The following is a 21,611-nucleotide window of genomic DNA, read 5'->3' on the forward strand; positions in this document are numbered from 1 at the left end:
GGTGACCCCCGCCCCAAGGATGACGATCCGGGGCGGACATCCGGCGCACTATACACTCCGCGTATACACGCCGTGTATACGCGACGCGGATAGGTCCGCCGTGCCCCCGGGCAAGCAGACGGCAGACCGAAAGGCATCCATGTACGGCAAGGCATTCGCCCCGGAGTACCAGGGCGCGCTCACCACACTGTCCGTGAACTCGTCGCTGGTGGACGTGCTGGCCGCCGGTACCGAGCGGTTGCGTGCGGCCGAGCGGGCCGGAGAGCGGCGCGAGGCGGCGCGGTCGGGTCTCGCGGTCGCCGAGGCACACAGGCGGCTCGGGCAGGTGGCAGACGCCGACCGGGCGTGGAAGGCGAGCTACCGCGCCGCCCGCGAAGCCGAGGACGACGCGGCGATGGCATGGGCCCTGTGGAGCGGAGGCACGCTCGCGCGCCAACGCGGCGCACTCGCCCTGGCCTGGCGGCTGCTGGGCCTGGCGGCCGAACTCGGCGAGCGCGGCGGCGACATCGTCGTACGCGGCTACTCGCTCGCCGGAATGGCGGAGACCGGCCGTATCCAGGGCGACTACACCGCGGTCGGCGCGCTGCACGAACAGCTCCTGGCCGAGGCACGCAAGCGCGGCGAGGCCCGGCACACCGTGTGGGCGCTGGAGGGCATCGCGCAGATGCACCGCAACACCGGCTCGTACGACACGGCGTACGCGATGTTCGAGGAGGCCGCCGAGATCGCCGGGCGGGCCGACGACCGCCGTGGCCACGCCTGGGCGCTACGAGGCCTCGCCGACATCGTCTCCGTGCGTGACGGGGACGCCGAGCGGGCACTCGGGCTGCTCGCCGAGGCCGAGGTCACCTGTCGCGAGATGAACCTGTCGAGCGCGCTGGCGTACAACCACAAGATGCGCGGCAACGTCCTGTACCGCGCCGGGCGGTACGTGGAGGCGCGGGACACCTACGAGCAGGCGCTGGCGGAGTTCCGTGCGATGAACGAGCCGCGCGGGGAGGCGCTGTCCCGTCTCGGGCTGGCCAAGTCCCTCGCACACCTGGGCCGCGATCTCGACGAGACGGCGGCCGAACTGGCCGAACTCGCAAGGACGTTGGAGCGGATCGGACTTCGGCACGCGCGGCAGATGGTGGCTCGGGCGCAGGCGGAGTTCGGAGTGGAGGTGGGGGTCGGGCCCAAGGAGGCCGGGACGGCAGCCGCCGCGAGCGTGGAGGAGGGGCGATGACGACGAGGTCCTCGGTCCTTCCGTCCGCCCTGTCCTCTCCCGCCGGTGCGGCTCCTCATATCCTCGATCACTGCCGGGAGTTGGTGCGTCCGGCGCTGGAGGAAGCCGTCGCGCGCCTGCATCCGTGGGTCGGCGAGATGGCCGCGTACTCCTTCGGCTGGTGTGAGGTCGGCGGCGCGCCCGCTGCCGCGGCCGGCGGCAAGGGGCTGCGGCAGGCGCTGGCCGTCCTGGGCGCGGAGGCGTCCGGGGCGCCCGTACGATCCGGAGTCGCCGCGGCCGTCGCGGTGGAGCTGGTACACACCTTCTCACTCCTGCACGACGACATCATGGACGGCGATCCGACCCGGCGCCGCCGTCCCACCGTGTGGAAGGCGTATGGCACGGGTCCGGCCGTCCTCGCGGGCGACGCGCTCTTCGCGCTGGCCGTGGAGACGCTGGCCGACGCGCCGGGCGGCCAGGTCCCGGCGGCGGTACGCCACATGTCCACGGCCCTCAACGACCTCGTACGCGGTCAGGCCGACGACCTGCTCTTCGAGTCCCGCTCCTGGACCGGCCCGGACGCGGTCCGCCCGGACGAGTACCGGGCGATGGCCGAGCACAAGACCGGCGCGCTCCTCGGGTGCGCGGCCGCACTGGGTGCCGTACTCGCCGGTGCCCAGCCGGCGACGATCACCGCCCTGGACCGTGCCGGACGCCACCTCGGCGTGGCCTTCCAGGTGATCGACGACATCCTGGGCGTCTGGGGCGACCCCGCCCTCACGGGCAAGCCGGTCCACGCGGACCTGCGCCGGCGCAAGAAGACGTTCCCGGTCCTGGCCGCTCTCGCCGCTCCGGACACCCAGCGTCTCGCCCTCCTCCTGGACTCCCCCGAACCCCTCGACGACACCGTCGTCCGACGGGCCGCCGTCCTGATCGAGGAGGCCGGCGGCCGCGCCGCGGCCCTGGCCGAGGCGCACCGCCACATCGCCGCCGTGGACGCCTGCCTCGACAGCGTCCCGCTGGAGCAGGCCGCGGCCGACGGGCTGCGTGCGCTGCTGTCCTTCCTCCTGCGACGCGAGAGCTGAGACGAACGGCCGGGGCAGCAGGGGGCCGTGTATTCGCTCGCTCCAGGGAAACTCGCATGGTGCTCGCATGGTGTACGTGTCCGTCTCACGAGCCGCAGGAACACGTGCACCGTGCACCGCGTATCAGAAGGAGTCGGGAACCATGCGGCACGACGAGCTGATCGGAAAGGTCCAGGCACAGGCTCAGCTGCCCGACCGGGGCGCCGCCGAACACACGGCGCGGGCGGTGTTGTCGACGCTGGCCGAGCGCATCCCCGAGGGGCTGGCCGATCACCTGGCCGCACAGCTCCCCTCGGACCTGGCCGAGTCCATGCGGGAGAAAGCCGCCGGGCCCTCCGAGGACGAACGGCGGCGCGGTACCGGCGAGCGCTTCGACCTCACCGCGTTCGCGGGCAGGATCGCCTGGCGCGCCGGCGTGCCCGAGGATGTCGCACTGCGGCAGGCGGCCGCGGTCCTCGAGGTCCTGGACGCGGCGGTGGCGCCCGAGGAGATGGAGAAACTGGCGAGCGTTCTGCCCACGGACATCCGTACGCTGCTGCCGCTTGCCCGGGCCGAAGACACCGGGGCATAAGCGGGAGCCGACACGGGGCCGGCACGGGACCGGCTCAGGCTGAGCGTCCTTCGGGCGGAGCGCCCTTCAGGTGATGCCGTCCGCGCCCGTATCGGTCCGTCCGGGCGGAGAGGTCCTGGTGAGGGCGGTCGGCAGGTCCGTGACGATGTCGAAGGTGTACGAGAGCCCGGTCAGTCGGAGCAGGCGTCTGTGGCGCGAGTCGTCGAGGACGAGGAGCAGCCGGCCTCGTCCGCCCGCCAGCCGATTGCGGATGCGGCACAGGAGCGCGAGGCCGCTGCAGTCCAGGAACGTGACCCGCCGCAGGTCGAGCACCAGCCGGCTGGGGCCCGCCTCGCACACGGCGTCGAGGCATGCCACCAGCTCCGTGCTGGCCATGAGATCCAGCTCTCCGGAGAGTTCGATGACCGTGCTGTCGTTCACGGTCCGCTCTCGGATGTCGTAGGTCGGATGCTGCATCATCGCCCCCATCCCCTTCGGGGGTAAGCACCCGTGCGTCCCTGTGGCGCACCGTGACCGAGTGGGGCATATTTTCTCCGCCCTCACGTACCCCCTGTACGCCGCACCATTCGCATCGCGCTCGGCCGGGTGTGAACGCTCCCGGCCGCATGGTCGGCGAGCCCGGGGGTACTCGGCGGTCGCCCGGTTTCCGGATCCACAGCAGCCGGGAGGTTCCATGCTGTCCACGCTCGTGACCGTACAGACCGGCGAAGCGGCGCTGGCCGGAGATCTGACGGTGCCGGACCAGGCGTCGGCGGTCATCCTCTTCGCGCACGGCAGCGGCAGTTCCCGCCACAGCCCGCGCAACCAGGCCGTCGCCGCCACGCTCCGTACCGCGGGACTCGGCACCCTGCTGATCGACCTGTTGACCCCCGAGGAGGAGGCCGAGGACGTCGCGACCGGTCGGCACCGGTTCGACATCGACCTGCTCACCCGGCGGCTGACCGGCTCGGCGGACTGGCTGGCCGCCCGCACCGAACACCTGCCGATCGGTTTGTTCGGCGCCAGCACGGGAGCGGCCGCCGCGCTGGCGACCGCCGCCGAACGCCCTCAGGACGTGCGGGCCGTGGTCTGCCGCGGTGGCCGTCCCGACCTGGCCCCCGACCAGGTCCTCGCCCGCGTACGCGCGCCCGTGCTCCTGTTGGTGGGAGGGCGCGACGAGGTCGTCCTGCAGCTGAACCGGGACGCGGCCAGTCGGCTGCAAGCCCCGCACGAGCTGCGGGTGATCCCGCACGCGACGCATCTCTTCGAGGAACCCGGTGCCCTGGACGAGGTCGCGGCGGCGGCCGCACGGTGGTTCACCAGCAGCGTGCACCCACGCCGGTAGCCCGCGTCCGCCTGCCTCCCGCAGCGTCCGGCACTCGGCACACGAGGGGGCGGAAGGAGTGGTCTTCATGCGCTTCCATGACCGACGGCAGGCCGGCGCGGCCCTGGCGGAACGGCTCCGGGCGCGGCAGGAGAAGGGAGCCCTGTCCGACCCGGTCGTGCTCGCACTGCCTCGCGGCGGCGTCATCGTGGCCGACGAGGTCGCGCGCGCCCTCGACGCGCCGCTGGATGTGCTGGTCGCCCGCAAGATCGGGGCTCCCTTCCAGCCGGAGCTCGGCGTCGGCGCGATCGTCGGGGACGACCCGCCGCTCTACGACGAGCGGGCGCTGGACCGCCTCGGCCTGAGCAAGGCGTCTCTTGAGCCCATAGTCGAGCTGGAGCGGATTGAGCTGCACCGGCGCGAACAGCTCTATCGCAAGGGCCGGGCCGTTCCCGACCTGACCGGCCGGACGGCTGTCGTGGTGGACGACGGCGTGGCCACCGGAGCCACCGCCCTGGCCGCACTGCGCTCCGTACGCCTGCGCGATCCCGCCAATGTCACCCTCGCGGTCCCGGTCTGCTCACCGGAGGCGAGCCGTCTGGTGCGGGCGGAAGCGGACGACGTCGTCTGCCTGCACGAGCCCGCGGCGTTCATGGCGGTCGGGCTCTGGTACCACGAGTTCGACCAGGTGACGGACGGCGAGGTGCTCGAGGTGCTGAGCAAGTCCCCGTGAGGCGTGCGGGCTGAGCAAGTCCCTGTCAGGCGTGCGGAAGGTCCTGCCTCGCAGCGGAGGCGGACGACGTCAGCGCTGGTAGAGCCCCACCAGCGTGCCGCTGGCCAGTTGCTGCCGGTCGAGCACACTGTGCACGTCGTCGGCCGTGGCGTCGTCCGGCAGCGACACGGGAGCGGGAAGGGCGTACAACCGGAAGTAGTAGCGGTGCGCGTCATCGCCGACCGGCGGCTGCGGCCCGCCCCACCCCCGCTCCCCGAAGCCGTTCCGGTGCGGCTGACTGCCCGAGGGCTGCTCGTCGGCGTCCAGACCCTCGCTGTGCGGATCGATGCCGGTCACCAGCCAGTGGACGAACGTTCCCGACGGCGCGTCCGGATCTTCACACACAAGAGCCAGCTCCGCTGCCTCTTCGGGGACTCCGGACCAGCTCAGAGGCGGAGAGATGTTCTCCCCCGTCTTCGCGTGACGGCGCGGAATCACGTCATGATCTCTGAATGCGGCGCTCTTGAGCTCGATATCGGTCATGCGCGCCGCAGTACCCCGAGAGAGCGCGAGCACACATGACGCAGCCGACTCGATCATGGAGCCGACTGCGTCTGCTACCCCTCGCGGTGCACCCGAGTACCCAGGTCACGGCGTTGAACGCACCAGTCGCGACCCGTTCGACCGAGGGCCCGCGCCCGCCGGGTCAAGCCCGCCCAGAACTCGCGCCGCCGGTTTTGAGTTGGTCGGCAAGGATCTCGCCGAGGTGCTCCCAGCTGGCACTGAACTTCTCGACGCCCTCCTTCTCCAGAACGGCCATGACGTCGTCGTAGTCGACGCCCACCTCTCGCAGGGAGTCGAGGACGCGCTGGGCCTCGTCATAGTGCTCGCGCACGGTGTCGCCGCGGATGCGGCCGTGGTCGGCGACCGCGTGCAAGGTCGTCTCGGGCATGGTGCAGACGACGCCGTCGGTGACCAGGTCGACGACATAGCGGGTGTCGTCGTAGCTCGGGTCCTTCACGCCGGTGGAGGCCCACAGCAGGCGCTGAGGGCGCGCTCCCGCGTCGGCCAGAGAGGTCCATCGCTCCTCGCCGACCATCTGCTCGTAGAGGCGGTGGGCCGACCGCGCGTTGGCCACGGCGGCGCTGCCGCGCAGCCGTCGCGCCGCCTCGTCTGCGATCTTGTCGAGGCGCTGGTCCACCTCCGTGTCGATACGGGAGACGAAGATGGACGCCACCGAGCCGATCCGGGAGAGGTCGTGTCCCGCGTCGCGGGCGCCCGCCATGCCGGTCAGGAACGCGTCCTGAACCTGCCGGTACCGCTCGAGCGAGAACATCAGGGTGACGTTGATGCTGATGCCCTCGGCCAGACAGGTACTGATCGCCGGGAGCCCCTGCCGGGTCGCCGGGATCTTGACGAAGAGGTTCGGCCGGTCCACCAGCCACCACAGCGCCCGCGCTTCGGCGACGGTCCGTTCGCTGTCGTACGCCAGGCCGGGGGCGACCTCGATCGACACCCGGCCGTCGACACCGTCACTGTCCTCGTAGGCGGGGCGGAGCACATCGCAGGCCCATCGCACGTCGAAGCAGTTCAGCTCGCGCTGTGCCGATTCCACGCCGACGCGGCGCAACGCCAGATCGGTCAGCTGACCGGCGTAGGCGTCGGTGTTCGCGACGGCGTTGGTGAAGGTGGTGGGATTGCTGGTCACTCCCGTCACATGCCGGTGGCGGGCCAGGTCCGCGAGGCCACCGCCGGTCAGTCGCTGCCGGCCCAGATCGTCGAGCCAGACCGCCACCCCGGATCGTGTCAGTTGTTCCAGTGCGTCACCCATCCTGTGCCTTGCCTCTCCCCGGCTGCGTCGCCTCTCCCCTGTGTCGGGTCCGCTGTCAGTCGGGCTGTTCCTGAGGGACGGGTTCCTCGGCGAGGGGTTCCTCGGCGGGGGGTCCGCCCTGATCGGAGTCGTCGCTCTCGTCACCGCGACGCCGCCCGGAGCCGGCTTCGTCGGGGTCCGGGTAGACCTCCGGAGGCGCTTCCTCATCGGTCGGAACCTCGACGAGTGCGTCCTCCCGCTCGGCTTCGTACGGCGGCTCGGGGAGGTCCCGCGGCACCTTCGTGTTCGTGCCCGGCTCCTCCATCCGCTTATCGTTCATGCTGGCAGCTCCTGTGTTGATCGCCCTGACGGGCCCATCCGGAGTACCCGCCGTCCCAGACACCAAACGAGACCGCCCGGCCGGCCCGCGAGGCCCTCCGGCCGACCCGATCACCGCGTCCTGGCACGCTGGACGCCGCTTCTCCTGCGCGGCGGGACCGCCACAGGCACACGGCAGCGGACCATGTTCGACAATCACCGCATGAACGTCCCCGAACTACTGGAAGCGGCTTCCCTGTTGGCCCTGGCTCCCGCATCGGCGGCACGGCGAACGCCATCACGGTGGACGACGTATGGGAGTACCTCGTCGACGACGAGTGGGAGATCGCCCTCGGTTTGCTGGAGGAGCTCGGGGAGCTCGGGGAGCTCGGGGACGGCCGTCCGCTGCCGGTGGCCTTCTGGGAAACGCTCGCCGAAGCCGCCGAGCGGCTGCGGCTGGAGCGGAGCGCTGCTTGGTGCCGTTGGCGGTGCCACGAGGCCCGCCACGGGATGATCCGGGCGGGCCTGGCCCTCCGCCCGGCCTCGGAGGGCCGTCGCAAGGGCCCACTGCCCGGCGCCGGTGTTCTGCGGCCGATGTGGGACATCGGGCACCGCTCGCCCACCGGCGCCGGTGTGGCGACCGTCCTGGAGATCCAGCCACCCGCCACGACGATGCCATCGGGGTGACCGCCCGCCGCACGACGGCGGGACGACGCACCGGACCCTTGACGCCACGCGGCGCCGTTGCCACACTCACCACCCGCACGAGAAAGCGCTTGCTATCGATTGACCTCCGTAGCGCGCCGGTAACACCCCGAGCCGAGTCCTCCCCGGTCACGCACCTCCCGCGGTGAATCGATTCAATTCACGCTCGATCGAATCGCATTCGACACGGGACCGGAGCGCCGCAGGACGGGTCGTCAGGCGCGCCCACCCCCCACTGACAGGAGAAGCCGAGATGGGACGCAGAGCCGCAACTCACTTCAGAGGCATGACCTTAGGCACCCACAAGAGGCGCACCAGGGTCACCGCCGCCTGCGCCACCGCTGCCTGTGCCACCGCCCTGCTCGCCGGGGCCGCCACGCTGACGGCCCCCGCCGACGCGGCGCCGAAAGCGGCCGCCGCGCCCCAACAGGCCGCCGCCACCACCGCGTCCGCGGCAGCGGCCTGTGGCGACGGCTCGTACCAGGCCGAGGCCGTACTGAACGGCAGCACCTGGACCGCCCGCCGGGGCAGCAGCGTCGTCTACACCGGCTCCGACATGCGCGCCGCGATGCAGGCCGCGGTGAACAGCCTTACGGCGGGCCGGACTTCGAAGGAACGGGTCGTCGTGCGTGGCTCGGGCTCCATCAGCGCCGGGTCCAGGGTCTCCCTGCCGAGCTACACCGTCCTCGACGTCTGCGACACCATCAACGTCACCGGCTCAGGCTCCGGCGACCAGGCCCCGGTCTACGCACGCGGCGTACGGGACATCGAGGTCCAGCATCTGAAGCTCACCGGCACCCCGCTGTACGGCGTCTTCATGCGCAACGTGCAGAACGTGGTCCTCGGCCAGATCGACATGCGGCTGTCGCGCGGTCTCGGCGTACGGATCGACAACCGCGGCAACACCAGCCAGTGGACCAAGAACGTCCGGATCGACAATGTCTACGTGTCCGGGGCGAGCAGCCACGCGGTGGAGACGTACGGAGTCGACGGCCTCACCATCGGCACGGTGACGGCCCGCGATGTCGGCGAGTCCGGGCTGCTGCTGAACCAGACCATCAATGCCACCGTCACCAAGGTGGACGCGAACAACGCGGGCGCCGGCACCGGCTACGCGGCCTTTCGTATGGCCAACCGCAACGGCCGGGTCGGCAGCGGCTATCCGACCAACATCCGGGTGGGCGAGGTCATCGCACGCGGCGGCGGACGCGGGGTCTTCTGTGTCTCCGAGAGCGGCGGCGCCGTCATCGACCGGGTCACCCTCTCCAACACCGGCAACAACTCGATCCTGATCGAGAACTGCTACAACGTGAACGTCGCCGCCCAGAGCGGCAGCGTCACCGGCGGAGGGGAGATCCGGCTCGCCGCCCGCTCGGAGTTCGCGAACAACGACAACATCACCGTTCAGAACCTCACGGTGACCAACTCCGCGATCACCGAGAATCCCTGTGGCACGAACACCACTTTCCGCAACAACCGGCTGGTCGACAGCCGTCAGAACATCTGCTGAGTGACGCCGGCGCAGCCGAGGCAGGCTGCGGCCCCGCGCCCACGTCAGCGTCAGCGTGACGGGCGCGGGGCCATGGCGGGGAGGACGGCCCGGTCAGGACACGTCGGTCATCTTGGGCATGTCGCCCTTGGTCGTGGTCATGTCGATGACAGAGAACGAGGCGCCCTGCGGGTCACTCAGTGCCGCGAAGCGGCCGAAGGGGGTGTCCATCGGACCGAACCGCAGCACCCCGCCGCGCTCGGTCGCCTTCGCCACCGCCGCGTCGCAGTCCTCGACGGTGAAGTACACGTTGATGTAGGGCGGCACCTCGGGCGGGAAGTCGTCCGTCATCTTCATCCGGCCGAGGACGGATTGCTCGCCGAGGTTGAAGACCCTGAAATCCATCGTCTCGTCTTCCATCTGCTGCGCGCGGTACGGGAAGACGGCCGGGAAGAAGGCGTCCGACTTCTCGGGCTCCCGGGTGAAGACCTCCGCCCAGCAGTACGCGCCGGGCACGGCCTTCGCCTCGAAGCCCTCGTGGACGCCGGCCTGCCAGACGCCGAAGACGACACCGCTCGGGTCCCGGGCAAGCAGCATGGAGCCGAAGTCGCCGACCTGCATCGGCCCCATCAGTACCTCACCGCCATGGTCGCGGACCTTGGCGGCGGTGGCGTTGACGTCCGGAGAGGCGAGGTACAGGCACCAGGCCGACTGGTCCTCCGCCCCGGGCATCGGCGGGACGACGGCGGCCACCGCCTTGCCGTTCGCATACGCCTGCGTGTAGTTGCCGTACTCCGTCGACGCCTCACCGAACGTCCAGCCCAGCACGTCACCGTAGAAGCTCTTCGCGCCCTCGAGATCGGCGAACATCGCGTCGGCCCAGCAGGGCGTTCCCTCGGGTTCTGCGGCCATGGCTCCGACTCCTTCGTCTGAGAAGGCTTGATCCGAGAAGACTGCTCCGACTTTTCACGCTAGCCAGCGAGCCGCCACCGCGCGCGTCGAAGAGCCGCCGCACCGGACCCGACCGCCCCGAGCAACCTGGGCAGCGCCGTTCAGGGGCGCCCCCGAGCGGCCTCGCTTCAGGGGCGTACGAGGAGCTGGAAATCGAAGGCGTAGCGGGTGGCGCGGTAGACGTGGGTGCCGTACTCGACCGCTCGCCCTGTGTCGTCGTATGCGGTGCGCCGCATGGTGAGCAGCGCGGCTCCTGCCGGCTCCTCCAGCAGCTCGCCCTCCTCGGAGGTGGCGGAGCGGGCGCCGACGGTCTGGCGGGCGCTGTGCAGGGTGATGCCGGCGGCCCGCATCATCCGGTAGAGGCCGGTCGCCTCCAGGCGGGCCGTGTCCAGGTCGAGCAGTGAGGCGGGCAGGTAGTTGCACAGGTACGCCACGGGTTCGCCATGCGTCAGGCGCAGCCGCTCGAGCACCATGACGTCGCCGCCCTCGGGGATGCCTAGGGTGGCGGCGACGTCCGCCGAGGCCCGCTGGACCTCGTTGCGCAGGACCCGGGTGGCCGGGCTCTGCCCGGTGTCCGCCAGGTCGTCGTAGAGGCTGCTCAGCTCCAGCGGACGCTTGACCTGGCTGTGCACCACCTGGGTTCCGACGCCGCGCCGGCGCACCAGCAGTCCCTTGTCCACCAGGGACTGGATCGCCTGCCGGACGGTCGGCCGGGACAGGCCCAGCCGCGCGGCGATGTCCAGCTCGTTGCCCAGCAGATTGCCGGGCGCGAGCGCGCCGTGCTCGATCGCGGACTCCAGCTGCTGGGCGAACTGGTAGTAGAGCGGGATCGGGCTGCCCCGGTCCAGCGCGAACTGGATGCCGTCGAACGCGGAGGCGTTCGCGGCACGGGCCGCCTGGCCGTGCGCTGTCACAGGAGCCCCTCCCTTCGCGTGCTGTGGACGACTCGCGTGGTGCGGACGAGGTGTCTCAAGAGTGGCTGGGGAAGCCGAGGTTGATGCCGCCGTCGGCCGGGTCGGGCCAGCGCGTGGTGATCACCTTTCCCTGGGTGTAGAAGGCGATGCCGTCGTTGCCGTAGATGTGGTGGTCGCCGAAGAGGGAGTCCTTCCAGCCGCCGAAGGAGTGGTACCCGACGGGGACCGGGATCGGGACGTTCACGCCGACCATGCCGGCTTGGACTTCGAGCTGGAAGCGGCGGGCCGCGCCGCCGTCCCGCGTGAAGATCGCGGTGCCGTTGCCCCAGCGGGAGCGGTTGATCAGCGCGATGGCGTCGTCGTAGGTCTCGGTACGGACCACGCACAGCACGGGGCCGAAGATCTCGTCCCGGTACGCGTCAGCGGTGACCGGCACCTTGTCGAGGAGCGAGACGCCGAGGAAGAAGCCGTCCTCGTGGCCCTCGACCGTGTACCCGGTGCCGTCGACGACGACCTCGGCTCCCTGGGCGCGGGCGCTGTCCACGTAGGAGGCCACCTTGTCGCGGTGCTCGCGGGTGATCAGCGGACCCATCTCGCTGGCCGCGTCGTTGCCGGGGCCGATCTTCAGGCCCTTGGCCCGCTCGGCGATCTTGCCGACCAGCTCATCGCCGGTGTCGCCGACCGCGACGACGACCGACACGGCCATGCAGCGCTCGCCTGCCGAGCCGTACGCGGCGTTGATGGCCTGGTCGGCGGCGTAGTCCAGGTCGGCGTCGGGCAGGACGAGCATGTGGTTCTTGGCGCCGCCGAGTGCCTGGACGCGCTTGCCGTGCTCGATGCCCTTCAGCTGGATGTACTTGGCGATCGGGGTGGAGCCGACGAAGGAGACGGCGGTGATGTCCGGATGCTCAAGGAGACGGTCCACGGCGACCTTGTCACCCTGCACGACGTTCAGCACGCCGTCCGGCAGTCCCGCCTCGGTGGCCAGCTCCGCCAGCCGGTACGAGGCGGAGGGGTCCTTCTCGCTCGGCTTGAGCACGAAGGTGTTGCCGCAGGCGATGGCGATCGGGAACATCCACATCGGCACCATGGCCGGGAAGTTGAACGGGGTGATGCCCGCGACGACGCCGAGCGGCTGGCGGATCGCGGCCACGTCGACGCGGGTGGAGACCTGCGTGGACAACTCGCCCTTGAGCAACTGCGGGATGGAGCAGGCGAGTTCGACGATCTCCATACCGCGGGCAACCTCGCCGAGCGCGTCGGAGTGCACCTTGCCGTGCTCGGCGGTGATCAGTTCGGCGATCTCGTCGCGGTGGGCGTCGAGCAGCTCGCGGTACTTGAAGAGAACGGCCGTGCGCCTGGCGAGCGAGGCGGTGCCCCAGGTCTCGAAGGCGGCCTGGGCGGTGGCGACGGCGGCGTCCACCTCGTCCACGGTGGCGAAGGCGACCTGCTTTTCCTGGGCGCCCGTGGCCGGGTTGTACACGGGGCCGAAGCGACCGGAGGCGCCATCGACGGCCTTGCCCCCGATCCAGTGGTTGATGGTCTTCATGACGGGCGGATCCTTTTTTTCGTGAGCTGAGGGAATCAGCAGGTTCAAGGGGGTTCAAGGGGGTTCATCGAGGGTTCAAGCGGGAGGATCAGAGGTGCCGGCGGCGCCCCTGGACGTTGCGGTCGTAGGTCTCGCGGGCCCTGGTGGCGGCCTCGCGGGAGGCGACCTCGGCGACCGGCACGTCCCACCAGGCCTGGGCCGCGGGGGCGGTGGGCGTGGGGTCCGTCTCGACGTAGACGCAGGTCGGGCGGTTCGACGCGCGGGCACGGGCCAGGGCGTCGCGCAGTTCACGTACGGTCTTGGCGCGGATGACGTCCATGCCGAGGCTGGCCGCGTTGGCGGCGAGGTCGACGGGCAGGGGCGCGCCGGTGAAGGTGCCGTCGGCCTCCCGGTAACGGTAGGCGGTTCCGAACCGCTCACCGCCGGTCTCCTCGGACAGGCCGCCGATGGAGGCGTAGCCGTGGTTCTGGATGAGGACCAGGTTGACCGGCAGGCCCTCCTGGACCGCCGTGACGATCTCGGTCGGCATCATCAGGTACGTGCCGTCGCCGACCAGGGACCACACGGGCGTCGCGGGGGCCGCCTGCTGTACGCCGATGCCGGCCGGGATCTCGTAGCCCATGCAGGAGTAGCCGTACTCGAGGTGGTACTGGCGCGGTGAGCGGGCGCGCCACAGCTTGTGCAGATCGCCGGGGAGCGACCCGGCGGCGTTGATGACCACGTCGTCGTCGCCGACGACGGCGTCCAGGGCGCCGAGCACCTGCGTCTGGGTGGGAGCCTCGTTCTCGTCGGCCGCCCGGTAGGCGGCGTCCACGACCTGCTCCCAGCGCTCCTTGCCCGCGCGGTACTCGGCCTCGTACGCGGCGTCCACGCGGTGGCCGGACAACGCCTCGGTGAGCGCGTCGAGCCCTGCGCGGGCGTCGGCGACCAGCGTCCGCGCGCTCAGCTTGTGGGCGTCGAAGGGCGTGACGTTGAGGTTGACGAAGCGCACCGCGGGGTGGGCGAAGAGGGTGCTGGAGGCGGTGGTGAAGTCGGTGTAGCGGGTGCCCACGCCGATGACCAGGTCGGCGGTGCGTGCGATGTCGTCGCAGACCGCGGTGCCGGTGTGGCCGATGCCGCCGATGTCGGCGGGGTGGTCGTGGCGCAGCGAGCCCTTGCCCGCCTGGGTGGAGGCGACGGGAATGCCGGTGGCGTCCACCAGCGCCTTGAGCGCGTCCTCGGCCTCGCTGTGGTGGACGCCGCCGCCGGCGACGATCAGCGGCCGTTCGGCGGCCTTGATGGCGCGCGCGGCCTCGGCGAGTTCGGCCTGTTCGGGTGCGGGGCGGCGTACCTGCCAGACCCGGTCGGCGAAGAACTCCTCGGGCCAGTCGTACGCCTCGGCCTGGACGTCCTGCGGCAGGGCGAGGGTGACGGCGCCGGTCTCGACGGGGTCGGCGAGCACGCGCATGGCGCCGAGGGCGGAGGGGATCAGGGCTTCGGGGCGGGTGATCCGGTCGAAGTAGCGGGAGACCGGGCGCAGGGTGTCGTTGACGGACACATCCGCGGACACGGGGTGTTCGAGCTGCTGGAGCAGCGGGTCGGCGGTCCGTGTGGCGAAGTAGTCGCCGGGCAGCAGCAGGACCGGGAGCCGGTTGACGGTGGCGAGGGCGGCTCCGGTGACCAGATTGGTGGCGCCGGGGCCGATGGAGGTGGTGACGGCCTGTGTGGACAGTCGGTTGAGCTGGCGGGCGTAGCCGACGGCGGCGTGCACCATGGACTGTTCGTTGCGGCCCTGGTGGAACGGCATGGTCCGCTCGTCGGCCTCCAGCAGCGCCTGGCCGATCCCGGCGACGTTGCCGTGGCCGAAGATTCCCCACGTCCCGGCGATCAGCCGGTGCCGTACGCCGTCGCGTTCGGTGTACTGCGCGGCGAGGAAGCGCACGAGCGCCTGGGCGACGGTCAGGCGGCGGGTGGAGGGGCTCATCGGGGCGTACCTCACTGGGACTGGGCGGTGAAGCCGGTGGTGAGTCTGGGGTCGACAGGCCGGCCCGGCCAGGTGTCGCGGATCCAGGCGTGGTCGGGGTGGTCACAGATGAGCCAGGCACGCTCGGCGCCGGGGCCCGCCATGACGTTGAGGTAGTACATGTCGTGGCCTGGCACGGCCATGGAGGGCCCGTGCCAGCCGTCCGGGATCAGGACGACGTCGCCGCCGCGCACCTCGGCCAGCACATCCGTGCCCTGACCGTTGCCGGACGGTGAGACCCGCTGGTAGCCGAGGCCCGGTGTGCCCTCGTGGTCCGCGAACTCGAAGTAGTAGATCTCCTCCAGTTCGGTCTCCTCCCCGGGGCGGTTCTCGTCGTGCTTGTGCGGCGGGTACGAGGACCAGTTGCCGCCGGGAGTGATCACTTCGACGGCGATGAGCTTGTCGCACTCGAAGACTCCGGCGGCACCGAAGTTGTGCACCTTGCGCGAGCAGTTGCCGGTCCCCCGCAGTTCGACGGGGACGGACGGGGCGGGCCCGTAGCGGGGCGGCAGGCGGCGCTCGCAGCGGGCGCCGGTGAGCGCGAAGCGCCCGCCCGTGTCCGAGGTGAGCGTCGCGGTCGCGTCGCGCGGCACGTACACGAAGTCGCTGACGCCGCTGAACACACTGTCGCGGCCGTGCAATGAGAACGTGTCACGGCCGCGGTCGTCGGTGACGGCGACGGTGCAGCCGCCACTGAGCGACAGCACGATCCACTCGCTGTCCCCGGCCGTGAAGAGGTGTGAGTCGCCGGGCCGCAGGTCGAGCACCCGCAGGCTGGAGTAGCCCCAGCCTGCTGTCTCGGGGGTGATGTCGACGGCGTACTGGCCGCTCGTGGCCTTGCCCGCGGGCATGTGGTGTGTGGTGGTCATGAGTTGGTTCCTCCGGGTCCGGCCCTCACAGCAGCCCGACGGCCGTGTCCACGGCGGTCTCGACGCTGCCCTCGGCGGGGTAGAGCAGGGAGCGGCCGACGACCAGGCCCTGCACGGTGGGCAGCCGCAGCGCCTTGCGCCACCTCTCGTACGCGCCCTCCTGGTCCTTGCCGACCTCGCCGCCCAGCAGTACGGCGGGCAGGGTCGAGGTCTCCAGGGCGGCGGCCATGTCGTCGGGGTCGCGGGTGACCGGCAGCTTCAGCCAGGTGTAGGCGGAGGTGCCGCCCAGGCCCGAGGCGATGGCTATGGAGCGGGTGACGGCCTCGGCGGACAGGTCGTTGCGTACCGCGCCCTCGATGCGGCGGGAGATGAACGGCTCGACGAACAACGGCAGCCGGCGCTCTGCCATGGCGTCGACGGCGCGGGCGGTGGACTCCAGGGTGGTCAGCGACCCGGGGTCGTCGTAGTCGATGCGCAGCAGGAGCTTGCCCGCGTCGAAGTTCAGCCGGGCGATGTCCTCGGCGCGGTGTCCGGTGAAGCGGTCGTCCATCTCGAAGGCGGCGCCGGCCAGGCCGCCGCGGTTCATCGAGCCCATGACAACCTTGTCGTCGAGGGCACCGAGGAGGAGCAGGTCCTCCAGGATGTCCGCGGTGCCGAGCACCCCGTCCACGCCGGGCCGGGACAGCGCCACGCACAACCGCTCCAGCAGGTCGGCACGGTTGGCCATGGCCAGACGGCGGTCGCCGACACCGAGAGCGCCGCGTGCCGGATGGTCGGCGGCCACGATCATGAGGCGGCCGCTGTCGCCGATGAGCGGGCGGCGCCTGCGCCGGGTGGCCGCCTCGGCGATGGCCTCCGGGTGGCGGGCGCGCACCCTGACGAGGTCGGGGATGGTGAGGCTCAAGGGTTGACTCCGTTCAAGCGGGCGGCGGGTCAGCCTCGGGAGGCGACGAGATCCTCGACCTCGGCGGCGGTCGGCATCGCGGAGGAACAGGCGAGGCGGGAGGCGACGATGGCTCCGGCCGCGTTGGCGTATCGCATGGTCTTCTGCAGCTCCCAGCCGGCGAGCAGTCCGTGGCAGAGGGAACCGCCGAAGGCGTCGCCCGCGCCGAGGCCGTTGACCACCTCCACGGGTACCGGCGGAACCTCTGCGGTGGTGCCGTCCCGGTGGACGGCGAGGACGCCCTTGGGGCCCTGCTTGACCACGGCGAGTTCCACGCCCGCGTCGAGCAGCGCCTGGGCGCAGGCGTGGGGTTCGCGCACGCCGGTGGCGACCTCGCACTCGTCGAGGTTGCCGACGGCGACCGTGGCGTGGCCCAGGGCTTCGGCGTAGTACGGGCGGGCCTCGGCCGGGTCCTTCCAGAACATGGGGCGCCAGTCGAGATCGAAGACGGTGATGCCCGACTTGTCGCGGGCCTTGAGGGCGGCGAGCGTGGCCGAGCGGCTGGGCTCCTCGCTCAGACCGGTCCCGGTGATCCAGAAGATGCGGGCGGCCCGGATGGCGAAGAAGTCGAGCTCCTCGGTGTGGATCTCCAGGTCGGGCGCCTTGGGCCGGCGGTAGAAGTACAGCGGGAAGTCGTCGGGCGGGAAGATCTCGCAGAAGGTGATGGGGGTCGGGTGGGCGTCGACCGGCGTGACCCAGCGGTCGTCGACCCCGAACTCGCCCAGCGCCTCGTGCAGATACGTGCCGAACGGGTCGTTTCCGGTGCGGGTGATGATCGCGGTGGATCGGCCCAGGCGCGCGGCGGCCACCGCGACGTTCGCCGCCGACCCGCCGAGGAACTTCCCGAAGGTGTCGACACGGCTGAGGGGCACGCCTGTCTGCAGGGGGTAGAGGTCGACGCCGATGCGGCCCATAGTGATCAGGTCGAAGGACTCGGTCATGCGCCTCGCTCCTCGTGCTGGGGATGCGGACAGCCGTGGGGATGAAGGCTGCCTGCCGGGGACCGGTGTGCCCTTAGGTGTAAGACGCGCGACAGAGCCCTGTCAATACTTTGTACTTACATTCGCACGTGATCGTGAAATGATGTCTTAACAAAGTATTGACAGGTGGGGCTGTCAGGTACTTTCATCCCGTGCCAACAGCACAACCGAGTTGTTCGGCACATGGCCCGCGTTCGCCGGGCCGGCCCCCCAGGGTCCGGGCTCACGCCCCGCCCGTGTTCCCGTTCCCTTTCCCCAGTAGCACAGTGAGGTGCCGGAAAGATGGACTCTATGTCTCGCCCACGCTCCCGTAGATTCCCCGCCCTCGTGGCCGCTGCCGCCGCGACGGCGCTGATAGTCACCGGCTGCTCCAGCGGCTCCGGCGGCAAGGAAGCAGAGGAGAGCGGCGAGAACGCCGCCGCGGGCAAGGCCAACACCCCCCGCATGACCATCGCGTTGGTCACCCACCAGGCCCAGGGTGACACCTTCTGGGACATCGTCCGCAAGGGTGCCGAGGCGGCGGCCGCGAAGGACAACGTCAAGCTGATCTACTCCAGTAACCCCACTGCGGCCGACCAGGCCGGCCTCGTGCAGAACGCGATCGACCAGAAGGTCGACGGCATCGCGGTCACCCTCGCCAAGCCGGACGCCATGAAGGACGTCGTGGCGAAGGCCACGAAGGCCGGCATCCCCGTGGTCGGCCTCAACTCCGGTGTGGACAACTGGAAGGACATGGGTCTGCTGGAGTACTTCGGCCAGGACGAGGGCGTGGCGGGTGAGGCGCTCGGCAAGAAGCTGAACGAGACCGGCGCCAAGCACGTCGCCTGCGTGGTCCAGGAACAGGGTCACGTCGGACTGGAGGCGCGCTGCGCGGGCGTGGAGAAGACCTTCAAGGGCAAGACGGACAACGTGTACGTCAACGGCACCGACATGCCGGCCGTGAAGTCCACGATCACCGCCAAGCTCAAGCAGGACAGCTCCATCGACCAGGTGGTCACCCTCGGCGCTCCGTACGCGCTGACCGCGGTGCAGTCCGTCGCCGACGCGGGCAGCAAGGCCAAGGTCGCCACCTTCGACCTCAACAAGGACCTGACCAGCGCCATCGAGAAGGGCGACATCGAGTTCGCCGTCGACCAGCAGCCCTACCTGCAGGGCTATCTCTCGATCGACTCGCTGTGGCTGTACAAGACCAACGGCAACTACAGCGGCGGTGGCGAGGAGCCGGTCCTGACGGGCCCGGCGTTCGTCGACAAGAGCAATGTCGACACGATCGCCAAGTTCGCCGCGAAGGGTACTCGGTGATCGTATGACCCAGCAGGCTGCGCCGGCGGTGACCTCACCGCCGGCCTCCGGCCCTCAGAAGACCGACGGGCGGACCTCGCAGCACCCCGTGTGGCTGAGGCTGCTCGCCCGTCCTGAGGTCGGTGTCTTCCTCGGTGCCGCCGCGGTGTTCGTGTTCTTCCTCGTCGCGGCGCCGCCGGTCCGTCAGGCCGACTCGATGGGCACGATCCTCTACCAGTCGTCGACCATCGGCCTCATGGCCCTGCCCGTGGCTCTGCTGATGATCGGCGGCGAGTTCGACCTGTCGTCCGGCGTCGCCGTGCTGACCTCGGCACTGACCGCGAGCATGGTCAGCTACCAGCTGACGATGAACGTCTGGGTGGGGGTGTTCGTCGCGCTGTTGGTCTCGCTCGCGATCGGCGCCTTCAACGGCTGGATGATCATGCGCACGGGGCTGCCGAGCTTCCTGGTCACCCTCGGCACCTTCCTGATCCTGCAGGGCGTCAACCTCGCCGTCACCAAACTGGTCACCGGCAACGTCGCGACCAACAGCATCAGCGACATGGACGGCTTCGAGCAGGCGAAGGCGGTCTTCTCCGCGTCCTTCACCATCGGTGGCGTCCAGGTGAAGTCCACGATCCTGTACTGGCTTGCCTTCGCGGCGGTGGCCACGTGGCTCCTCCTGCGCACCAAGTACGGCAACTGGATCTTCGCGGTCGGCGGCAACAAGGCCAGCGCCCGCGCGGTCGGCGTGCCGGTGGCCTTCACCAAGATCACGCTGTTCATGGGCGTGGGCTTCGGCGCCTGGTTCGTCGGCATGCACCAGCTGTTCGCCTTCAACACCGTGCAGTCGGGCGAGGGTGTCGGCCAGGAGCTGATCTACATCGCCGCGGCGGTGATCGGCGGCTGCCTGCTGACCGGCGGCTACGGTTCCGCGATCGGCCCGGTCTTCGGCGCCTTCATGTTCGGCATGGTGAACCAGGGCATCGTCTACGCCGGCTGGAACCCCGACTGGTTCATGGCCTTCCTCGGCGTGATGCTGCTCGGCGCCACCCTCGTCAATCTGTGGGTCCGCCGCGCGGCGACCCGGAGGTGATCTGATCCCATGACAACCAACGGTTCCTCGCCCACCGAGGCCCTCGTCAAGGACGACGTGCCCCAGGACGGCCGGCCGATCGTCGAACTGCGCGGCGCGGGCAAGTCGTACGGCAACGTCCGTGCCCTGCACGGCGTCGACCTGCAGGTCTTCCCCAGCCAGGTGACCTGCGTCCTTGGCGACAACGGCGCGGGCAAGTCCACCCTCATCAAAATCATCTCCGGCCTGCACCAGCACTCCGAGGGCGACTTCCTCGTCGACGGCGAGCCGGTGCGCTTCACCACCCCCCGCCAAGCCCTCGACCGCGGTATCGCCACCGTCTACCAGGACCTGGCCACCGTGCCCCTGATGCCGGTCTGGCGGAACTTCTTCCTCGGCTCCGAGATGACCAAGGGCCCCTGGCCCGTGCGCCGCCTCGACATCGCCCGCATGAAGGAGACCGCGGACGAGGAACTGCGCAACATGGGCATCATCCTCGACGACCTCGACCAGCCCATCGGCACGCTCTCCGGCGGCCAGCGGCAGTCGGTGGCCATCGCCCGCGCCGTCTACTTCGGCGCCCGCGTCCTCATCCTGGACGAGCCCACCGCCGCGCTCGGCGTGAAGCAGTCCGGCGTGGTGCTGAAGTACATCGCCGCCGCCCGCGACCGCGGCCTCGGCGTCATCTTCATCACCCACAACCCGCACCACGCCTACATGGTCGGCGACCACTTCAGCGTGCTGCGACTCGGCACCATGGAGCTGAGCGCCTCCCGCAGCGAGGTCGGCCTGGAAGAGCTCACCAACCACATGGCGGGCGGTGCCGAACTGGCCGCGCTCAAGCATGAGTTGGCACAGGTCCGGGGCGTCGACGTGGAGAAGCTCCCCGAAAAGGAGGACCTCACCGCACCCGTCGTGGCTTCCGAAGGGACGTCCTCATGACCGACGCCCTGAACCGCATCCGAGTCGGTTCGGCTCCGGATTCATGGGGCGTGTGGTTCCCCGACGATCCCCAACAGGTGCCCTGGGAACGCTTCCTGGACGAGGTCTCCGAAGCCGGTTACTCCTGGATCGAGCTCGGCCCGTACGGCTATCTCCCCACGGACCCGGCCAGGCTCACCGACGAGGTGGACCGGCGGGGCCTGAAGGTGTCGGCCGGCACGGTCTTCACCGCGCTCCACCGCGGCCCCGACGTCTGGGACGCCACCTGGGAGCACGTCAGCCAGGTCGCCGAACTGACCCGCGCCATGGGCGCCAGGCACCTGGTGGTCATCCCGTCCTTCTGGCGGGACGACAAGACCGCCGCGCTGATCGAGCCGCCCGAGCTGACCGTGCGTCAGTGGGCGTATCTGACCAAGGGCATGGAGCGCCTCGGGCACGAGGTGAAGGAGCGCTTCGGCCTCGACATCGTCGTACACCCGCACGCCGACACGCACATCGACACCGAGGAGCACGTGGAGCGCTTCCTCGACTCCACCGACGGCGAACTGGTCGGCCTCTGCCTGGACACCGGTCACTACGCCTACTGCGGTGGCGACAACGTCAAGCTCATCGAGACGTACGGCGAGCGGATCGGCTACCTCCACCTCAAGCAGGTCGACCCCGAGATCCTCGCCGACGTCGTCAAGAACGAGATCCCGTTCGGCCCCGCCGTCCAGCGCGGTGTCATGTGCGAGCCACCGGCGGGCGTACCCGCGCTGGAGCCGGTGCTCGCCGCCGCACAGAACCTCGGTGTCGAACTGTTCGCCATCGTCGAGCAGGACATGTACCCCTGCCCGCCCGACAAGCCGCTGCCCATCGCCACGCGCACCCGCACGTTCCTCCGCTCCTGCGGCGCCTGAGAAGGGAAC

22 protein-coding genes are annotated in these 21,611 nt (G+C 70.4%); 11 read left to right on the forward strand and 11 right to left on the reverse strand.

The genetic code is table 11. The features are described from left to right. Window positions 1–139 precede the first annotated feature (139 nt). The 3 genes from FE633_RS06245 (at window position 140) to FE633_RS06255 (ending at window position 2,860) form a co-directional block, all read left to right on the forward strand. Window positions 140–1,225: a tetratricopeptide repeat protein gene (locus FE633_RS06245; RefSeq protein ID WP_138044055.1), complete on the forward strand. Its 1,086-nt coding sequence runs from the start codon at window positions 140–142 to the stop codon at window positions 1,223–1,225. Further along, entirely contained in the window at window positions 1,222–2,289 is a 1,068-nt protein-coding gene (locus FE633_RS06250) for a polyprenyl synthetase family protein (RefSeq protein ID WP_138044056.1), read from the forward strand. Before FE633_RS06245 ends, FE633_RS06250 begins: the two co-directional genes overlap by 4 nt. A gap of 142 nt (window positions 2,290–2,431) precedes the next feature. Beyond that, window positions 2,432–2,860 (forward strand): DUF2267 domain-containing protein, encoded by a 429-nt coding sequence (locus tag FE633_RS06255; RefSeq protein ID WP_138044057.1) that lies wholly within the window; start codon window positions 2,432–2,434, stop codon window positions 2,858–2,860. Between the two features lie 66 nt (window positions 2,861–2,926). On the opposite strand, the gene FE633_RS06260 is transcribed toward FE633_RS06255, so the two are convergent. Next, window positions 2,927–3,319 (reverse strand): STAS domain-containing protein, encoded by a 393-nt coding sequence (locus FE633_RS06260; protein WP_171059824.1) that lies wholly within the window; start codon window positions 3,317–3,319, stop codon window positions 2,927–2,929. A gap of 214 nt (window positions 3,320–3,533) precedes the next feature. Here FE633_RS06260 and FE633_RS06265 point away from each other — a divergent pair, with 214 nt between their 5' ends. Next, the gene (locus FE633_RS06265; RefSeq protein WP_138044059.1) at window positions 3,534–4,184 is read left to right on the forward strand and encodes a dienelactone hydrolase family protein; all 651 of its coding nucleotides are present in this window, start codon (window positions 3,534–3,536) and stop codon (window positions 4,182–4,184) included. Window positions 4,185–4,251: 67 nt separating this feature from the next. After that, on the forward strand, window positions 4,252–4,896 hold the full coding sequence (locus tag FE633_RS06270) for a phosphoribosyltransferase (RefSeq protein WP_138044060.1): 645 nt from the start codon (window positions 4,252–4,254) through the stop codon (window positions 4,894–4,896). Between the two features lie 69 nt (window positions 4,897–4,965). Here the strand turns inward: FE633_RS06270 and FE633_RS06275 are convergent, their stop codons facing one another. From FE633_RS06275 to FE633_RS06285, 3 genes are all read right to left on the reverse strand, one after another. Next, window positions 4,966–5,418 carry a YbhB/YbcL family Raf kinase inhibitor-like protein gene (locus FE633_RS06275; RefSeq protein ID WP_138044061.1) on the reverse strand — a complete coding sequence of 151 codons (453 nt, stop codon included), beginning with the start codon at window positions 5,416–5,418 and terminating at the stop codon, window positions 4,966–4,968. A 163-nt stretch (window positions 5,419–5,581) separates the two neighbouring features. Then, on the reverse strand, window positions 5,582–6,706 hold the full coding sequence (gene tal / locus FE633_RS06280; RefSeq protein ID WP_138044062.1) for a transaldolase: 1,125 nt from the start codon (window positions 6,704–6,706) through the stop codon (window positions 5,582–5,584). Between the two features lie 55 nt (window positions 6,707–6,761). Further along, the gene (locus FE633_RS06285; protein ID WP_138044063.1) at window positions 6,762–7,025 is read right to left on the reverse strand and encodes a hypothetical protein; all 264 of its coding nucleotides are present in this window, start codon (window positions 7,023–7,025) and stop codon (window positions 6,762–6,764) included. A 281-nt stretch (window positions 7,026–7,306) separates the two neighbouring features. Here FE633_RS06285 and FE633_RS06290 point away from each other — a divergent pair, with 281 nt between their 5' ends. Both FE633_RS06290 and FE633_RS06295 read left to right on the forward strand, forming a co-directional pair. Continuing rightward, window positions 7,307–7,690, forward strand: a complete 384-nt coding sequence (locus tag FE633_RS06290; protein ID WP_342791059.1) for a hypothetical protein — start codon at window positions 7,307–7,309, stop codon at window positions 7,688–7,690. 304 nt (window positions 7,691–7,994) lie between these two features. After that, the gene (locus tag FE633_RS06295; protein WP_138044064.1) at window positions 7,995–9,218 is read left to right on the forward strand and encodes a hypothetical protein; all 1,224 of its coding nucleotides are present in this window, start codon (window positions 7,995–7,997) and stop codon (window positions 9,216–9,218) included. Between the two features lie 93 nt (window positions 9,219–9,311). Here FE633_RS06295 and FE633_RS06300 read toward each other — a convergent pair whose 3' ends face one another. The 7 genes from FE633_RS06300 to iolC form a co-directional block, all read right to left on the reverse strand. After that, entirely contained in the window at window positions 9,312–10,109 is a 798-nt protein-coding gene (locus tag FE633_RS06300) for a VOC family protein (protein WP_138044065.1), read from the reverse strand. Window positions 10,110–10,276: 167 nt separating this feature from the next. Further along, window positions 10,277–11,062 carry a GntR family transcriptional regulator gene (locus tag FE633_RS06305; protein ID WP_138044066.1) on the reverse strand — a complete coding sequence of 262 codons (786 nt, stop codon included), beginning with the start codon at window positions 11,060–11,062 and terminating at the stop codon, window positions 10,277–10,279. A 55-nt stretch (window positions 11,063–11,117) separates the two neighbouring features. Beyond that, the gene (locus FE633_RS06310) at window positions 11,118–12,611 is read right to left on the reverse strand and encodes a CoA-acylating methylmalonate-semialdehyde dehydrogenase (protein WP_138044067.1); all 1,494 of its coding nucleotides are present in this window, start codon (window positions 12,609–12,611) and stop codon (window positions 11,118–11,120) included. Between the two features lie 88 nt (window positions 12,612–12,699). Further along, window positions 12,700–14,574: a 3D-(3,5/4)-trihydroxycyclohexane-1,2-dione acylhydrolase (decyclizing) gene (iolD, locus tag FE633_RS06315; RefSeq protein WP_138044068.1), complete on the reverse strand. Its 1,875-nt coding sequence runs from the start codon at window positions 14,572–14,574 to the stop codon at window positions 12,700–12,702. Between the two features lie 11 nt (window positions 14,575–14,585). Continuing rightward, complete coding sequence (gene iolB, locus FE633_RS06320) at window positions 14,586–15,482, reverse strand: 5-deoxy-glucuronate isomerase (protein WP_138044069.1); 897 nt, start codon at window positions 15,480–15,482, stop codon at window positions 14,586–14,588. Between the two features lie 25 nt (window positions 15,483–15,507). Continuing rightward, window positions 15,508–16,386, reverse strand: a complete 879-nt coding sequence (locus tag FE633_RS06325) for a Cgl0159 family (beta/alpha)8-fold protein (protein ID WP_138044070.1) — start codon at window positions 16,384–16,386, stop codon at window positions 15,508–15,510. 29 nt (window positions 16,387–16,415) lie between these two features. Next, entirely contained in the window at window positions 16,416–17,366 is a 951-nt protein-coding gene (gene iolC, locus FE633_RS06330) for a 5-dehydro-2-deoxygluconokinase (protein ID WP_138044071.1), read from the reverse strand. A 321-nt stretch (window positions 17,367–17,687) separates the two neighbouring features. Here iolC and FE633_RS06335 point away from each other — a divergent pair, with 321 nt between their 5' ends. The 4 genes from FE633_RS06335 to FE633_RS06350 are packed head-to-tail and all read left to right on the forward strand — an operon-like array spanning window position 17,688 to window position 21,602. Continuing rightward, window positions 17,688–18,707, forward strand: coding sequence for a sugar ABC transporter substrate-binding protein (locus FE633_RS06335; protein WP_138044072.1), 1,020 nt, complete (start codon window positions 17,688–17,690; stop codon window positions 18,705–18,707). A 4-nt stretch (window positions 18,708–18,711) separates the two neighbouring features. Further along, window positions 18,712–19,782, forward strand: coding sequence for an ABC transporter permease (locus FE633_RS06340; RefSeq protein WP_138044073.1), 1,071 nt, complete (start codon window positions 18,712–18,714; stop codon window positions 19,780–19,782). A 9-nt stretch (window positions 19,783–19,791) separates the two neighbouring features. Next, a complete protein-coding gene (locus FE633_RS06345; protein WP_138044074.1) occupies window positions 19,792–20,703 on the forward strand; it encodes an ATP-binding cassette domain-containing protein in 912 nt (303 codons plus the stop codon). Beyond that, the gene (locus tag FE633_RS06350) at window positions 20,700–21,602 is read left to right on the forward strand and encodes a sugar phosphate isomerase/epimerase family protein (RefSeq protein ID WP_138044075.1); all 903 of its coding nucleotides are present in this window, start codon (window positions 20,700–20,702) and stop codon (window positions 21,600–21,602) included. The genes FE633_RS06345 and FE633_RS06350 overlap by 4 nt, the downstream gene beginning before the upstream one ends. The last annotated feature ends 9 nt before the right edge of the window (window positions 21,603–21,611 follow it).

Origin of the sequence: Streptomyces montanus, assembly GCF_005786655.1 — a bacterium.
Taxonomy (GTDB): domain Bacteria; phylum Actinomycetota; class Actinomycetes; order Streptomycetales; family Streptomycetaceae; genus Streptomyces; species Streptomyces sporangiiformans.

What these genes read in the sequence shown, in the direction of transcription:
- FE633_RS06260 (WP_171059824.1), bottom strand. Translation starts at nt 3,319, where the DNA reads ATGATGCAGCATCCGACCTACGACATCCGAGAGCGGACCGTGAACGAC.
- FE633_RS06350 (WP_138044075.1), top strand. Translation starts at nt 20,700, where the DNA reads ATGACCGACGCCCTGAACCGCATCCGAGTCGGTTCGGCTCCGGATTCA.
- FE633_RS06295 (WP_138044064.1), top strand. Translation starts at nt 7,995, where the DNA reads ATGACCTTAGGCACCCACAAGAGGCGCACCAGGGTCACCGCCGCCTGC.
- tal (WP_138044062.1), bottom strand. Translation starts at nt 6,706, where the DNA reads ATGGGTGACGCACTGGAACAACTGACACGATCCGGGGTGGCGGTCTGG.
- iolC (WP_138044071.1), bottom strand. Translation starts at nt 17,366, where the DNA reads ATGACCGAGTCCTTCGACCTGATCACTATGGGCCGCATCGGCGTCGAC.
- FE633_RS06285 (WP_138044063.1), bottom strand. Translation starts at nt 7,025, where the DNA reads ATGAACGATAAGCGGATGGAGGAGCCGGGCACGAACACGAAGGTGCCG.
- FE633_RS06300 (WP_138044065.1), bottom strand. Translation starts at nt 10,109, where the DNA reads ATGGCCGCAGAACCCGAGGGAACGCCCTGCTGGGCCGACGCGATGTTC.
- FE633_RS06345 (WP_138044074.1), top strand. Translation starts at nt 19,792, where the DNA reads ATGACAACCAACGGTTCCTCGCCCACCGAGGCCCTCGTCAAGGACGAC.
- FE633_RS06250 (WP_138044056.1), top strand. Translation starts at nt 1,222, where the DNA reads ATGACGACGAGGTCCTCGGTCCTTCCGTCCGCCCTGTCCTCTCCCGCC.
- FE633_RS06255 (WP_138044057.1), top strand. Translation starts at nt 2,432, where the DNA reads ATGCGGCACGACGAGCTGATCGGAAAGGTCCAGGCACAGGCTCAGCTG.
- FE633_RS06270 (WP_138044060.1), top strand. Translation starts at nt 4,252, where the DNA reads ATGCGCTTCCATGACCGACGGCAGGCCGGCGCGGCCCTGGCGGAACGG.
- FE633_RS06340 (WP_138044073.1), top strand. Translation starts at nt 18,712, where the DNA reads ATGACCCAGCAGGCTGCGCCGGCGGTGACCTCACCGCCGGCCTCCGGC.
- FE633_RS06245 (WP_138044055.1), top strand. Translation starts at nt 140, where the DNA reads ATGTACGGCAAGGCATTCGCCCCGGAGTACCAGGGCGCGCTCACCACA.
- FE633_RS06335 (WP_138044072.1), top strand. Translation starts at nt 17,688, where the DNA reads ATGGACTCTATGTCTCGCCCACGCTCCCGTAGATTCCCCGCCCTCGTG.
- FE633_RS06275 (WP_138044061.1), bottom strand. Translation starts at nt 5,418, where the DNA reads ATGACCGATATCGAGCTCAAGAGCGCCGCATTCAGAGATCATGACGTG.
- iolB (WP_138044069.1), bottom strand. Translation starts at nt 15,482, where the DNA reads ATGACCACCACACACCACATGCCCGCGGGCAAGGCCACGAGCGGCCAG.
- FE633_RS06310 (WP_138044067.1), bottom strand. Translation starts at nt 12,611, where the DNA reads ATGAAGACCATCAACCACTGGATCGGGGGCAAGGCCGTCGATGGCGCC.
- iolD (WP_138044068.1), bottom strand. Translation starts at nt 14,574, where the DNA reads ATGAGCCCCTCCACCCGCCGCCTGACCGTCGCCCAGGCGCTCGTGCGC.
- FE633_RS06265 (WP_138044059.1), top strand. Translation starts at nt 3,534, where the DNA reads ATGCTGTCCACGCTCGTGACCGTACAGACCGGCGAAGCGGCGCTGGCC.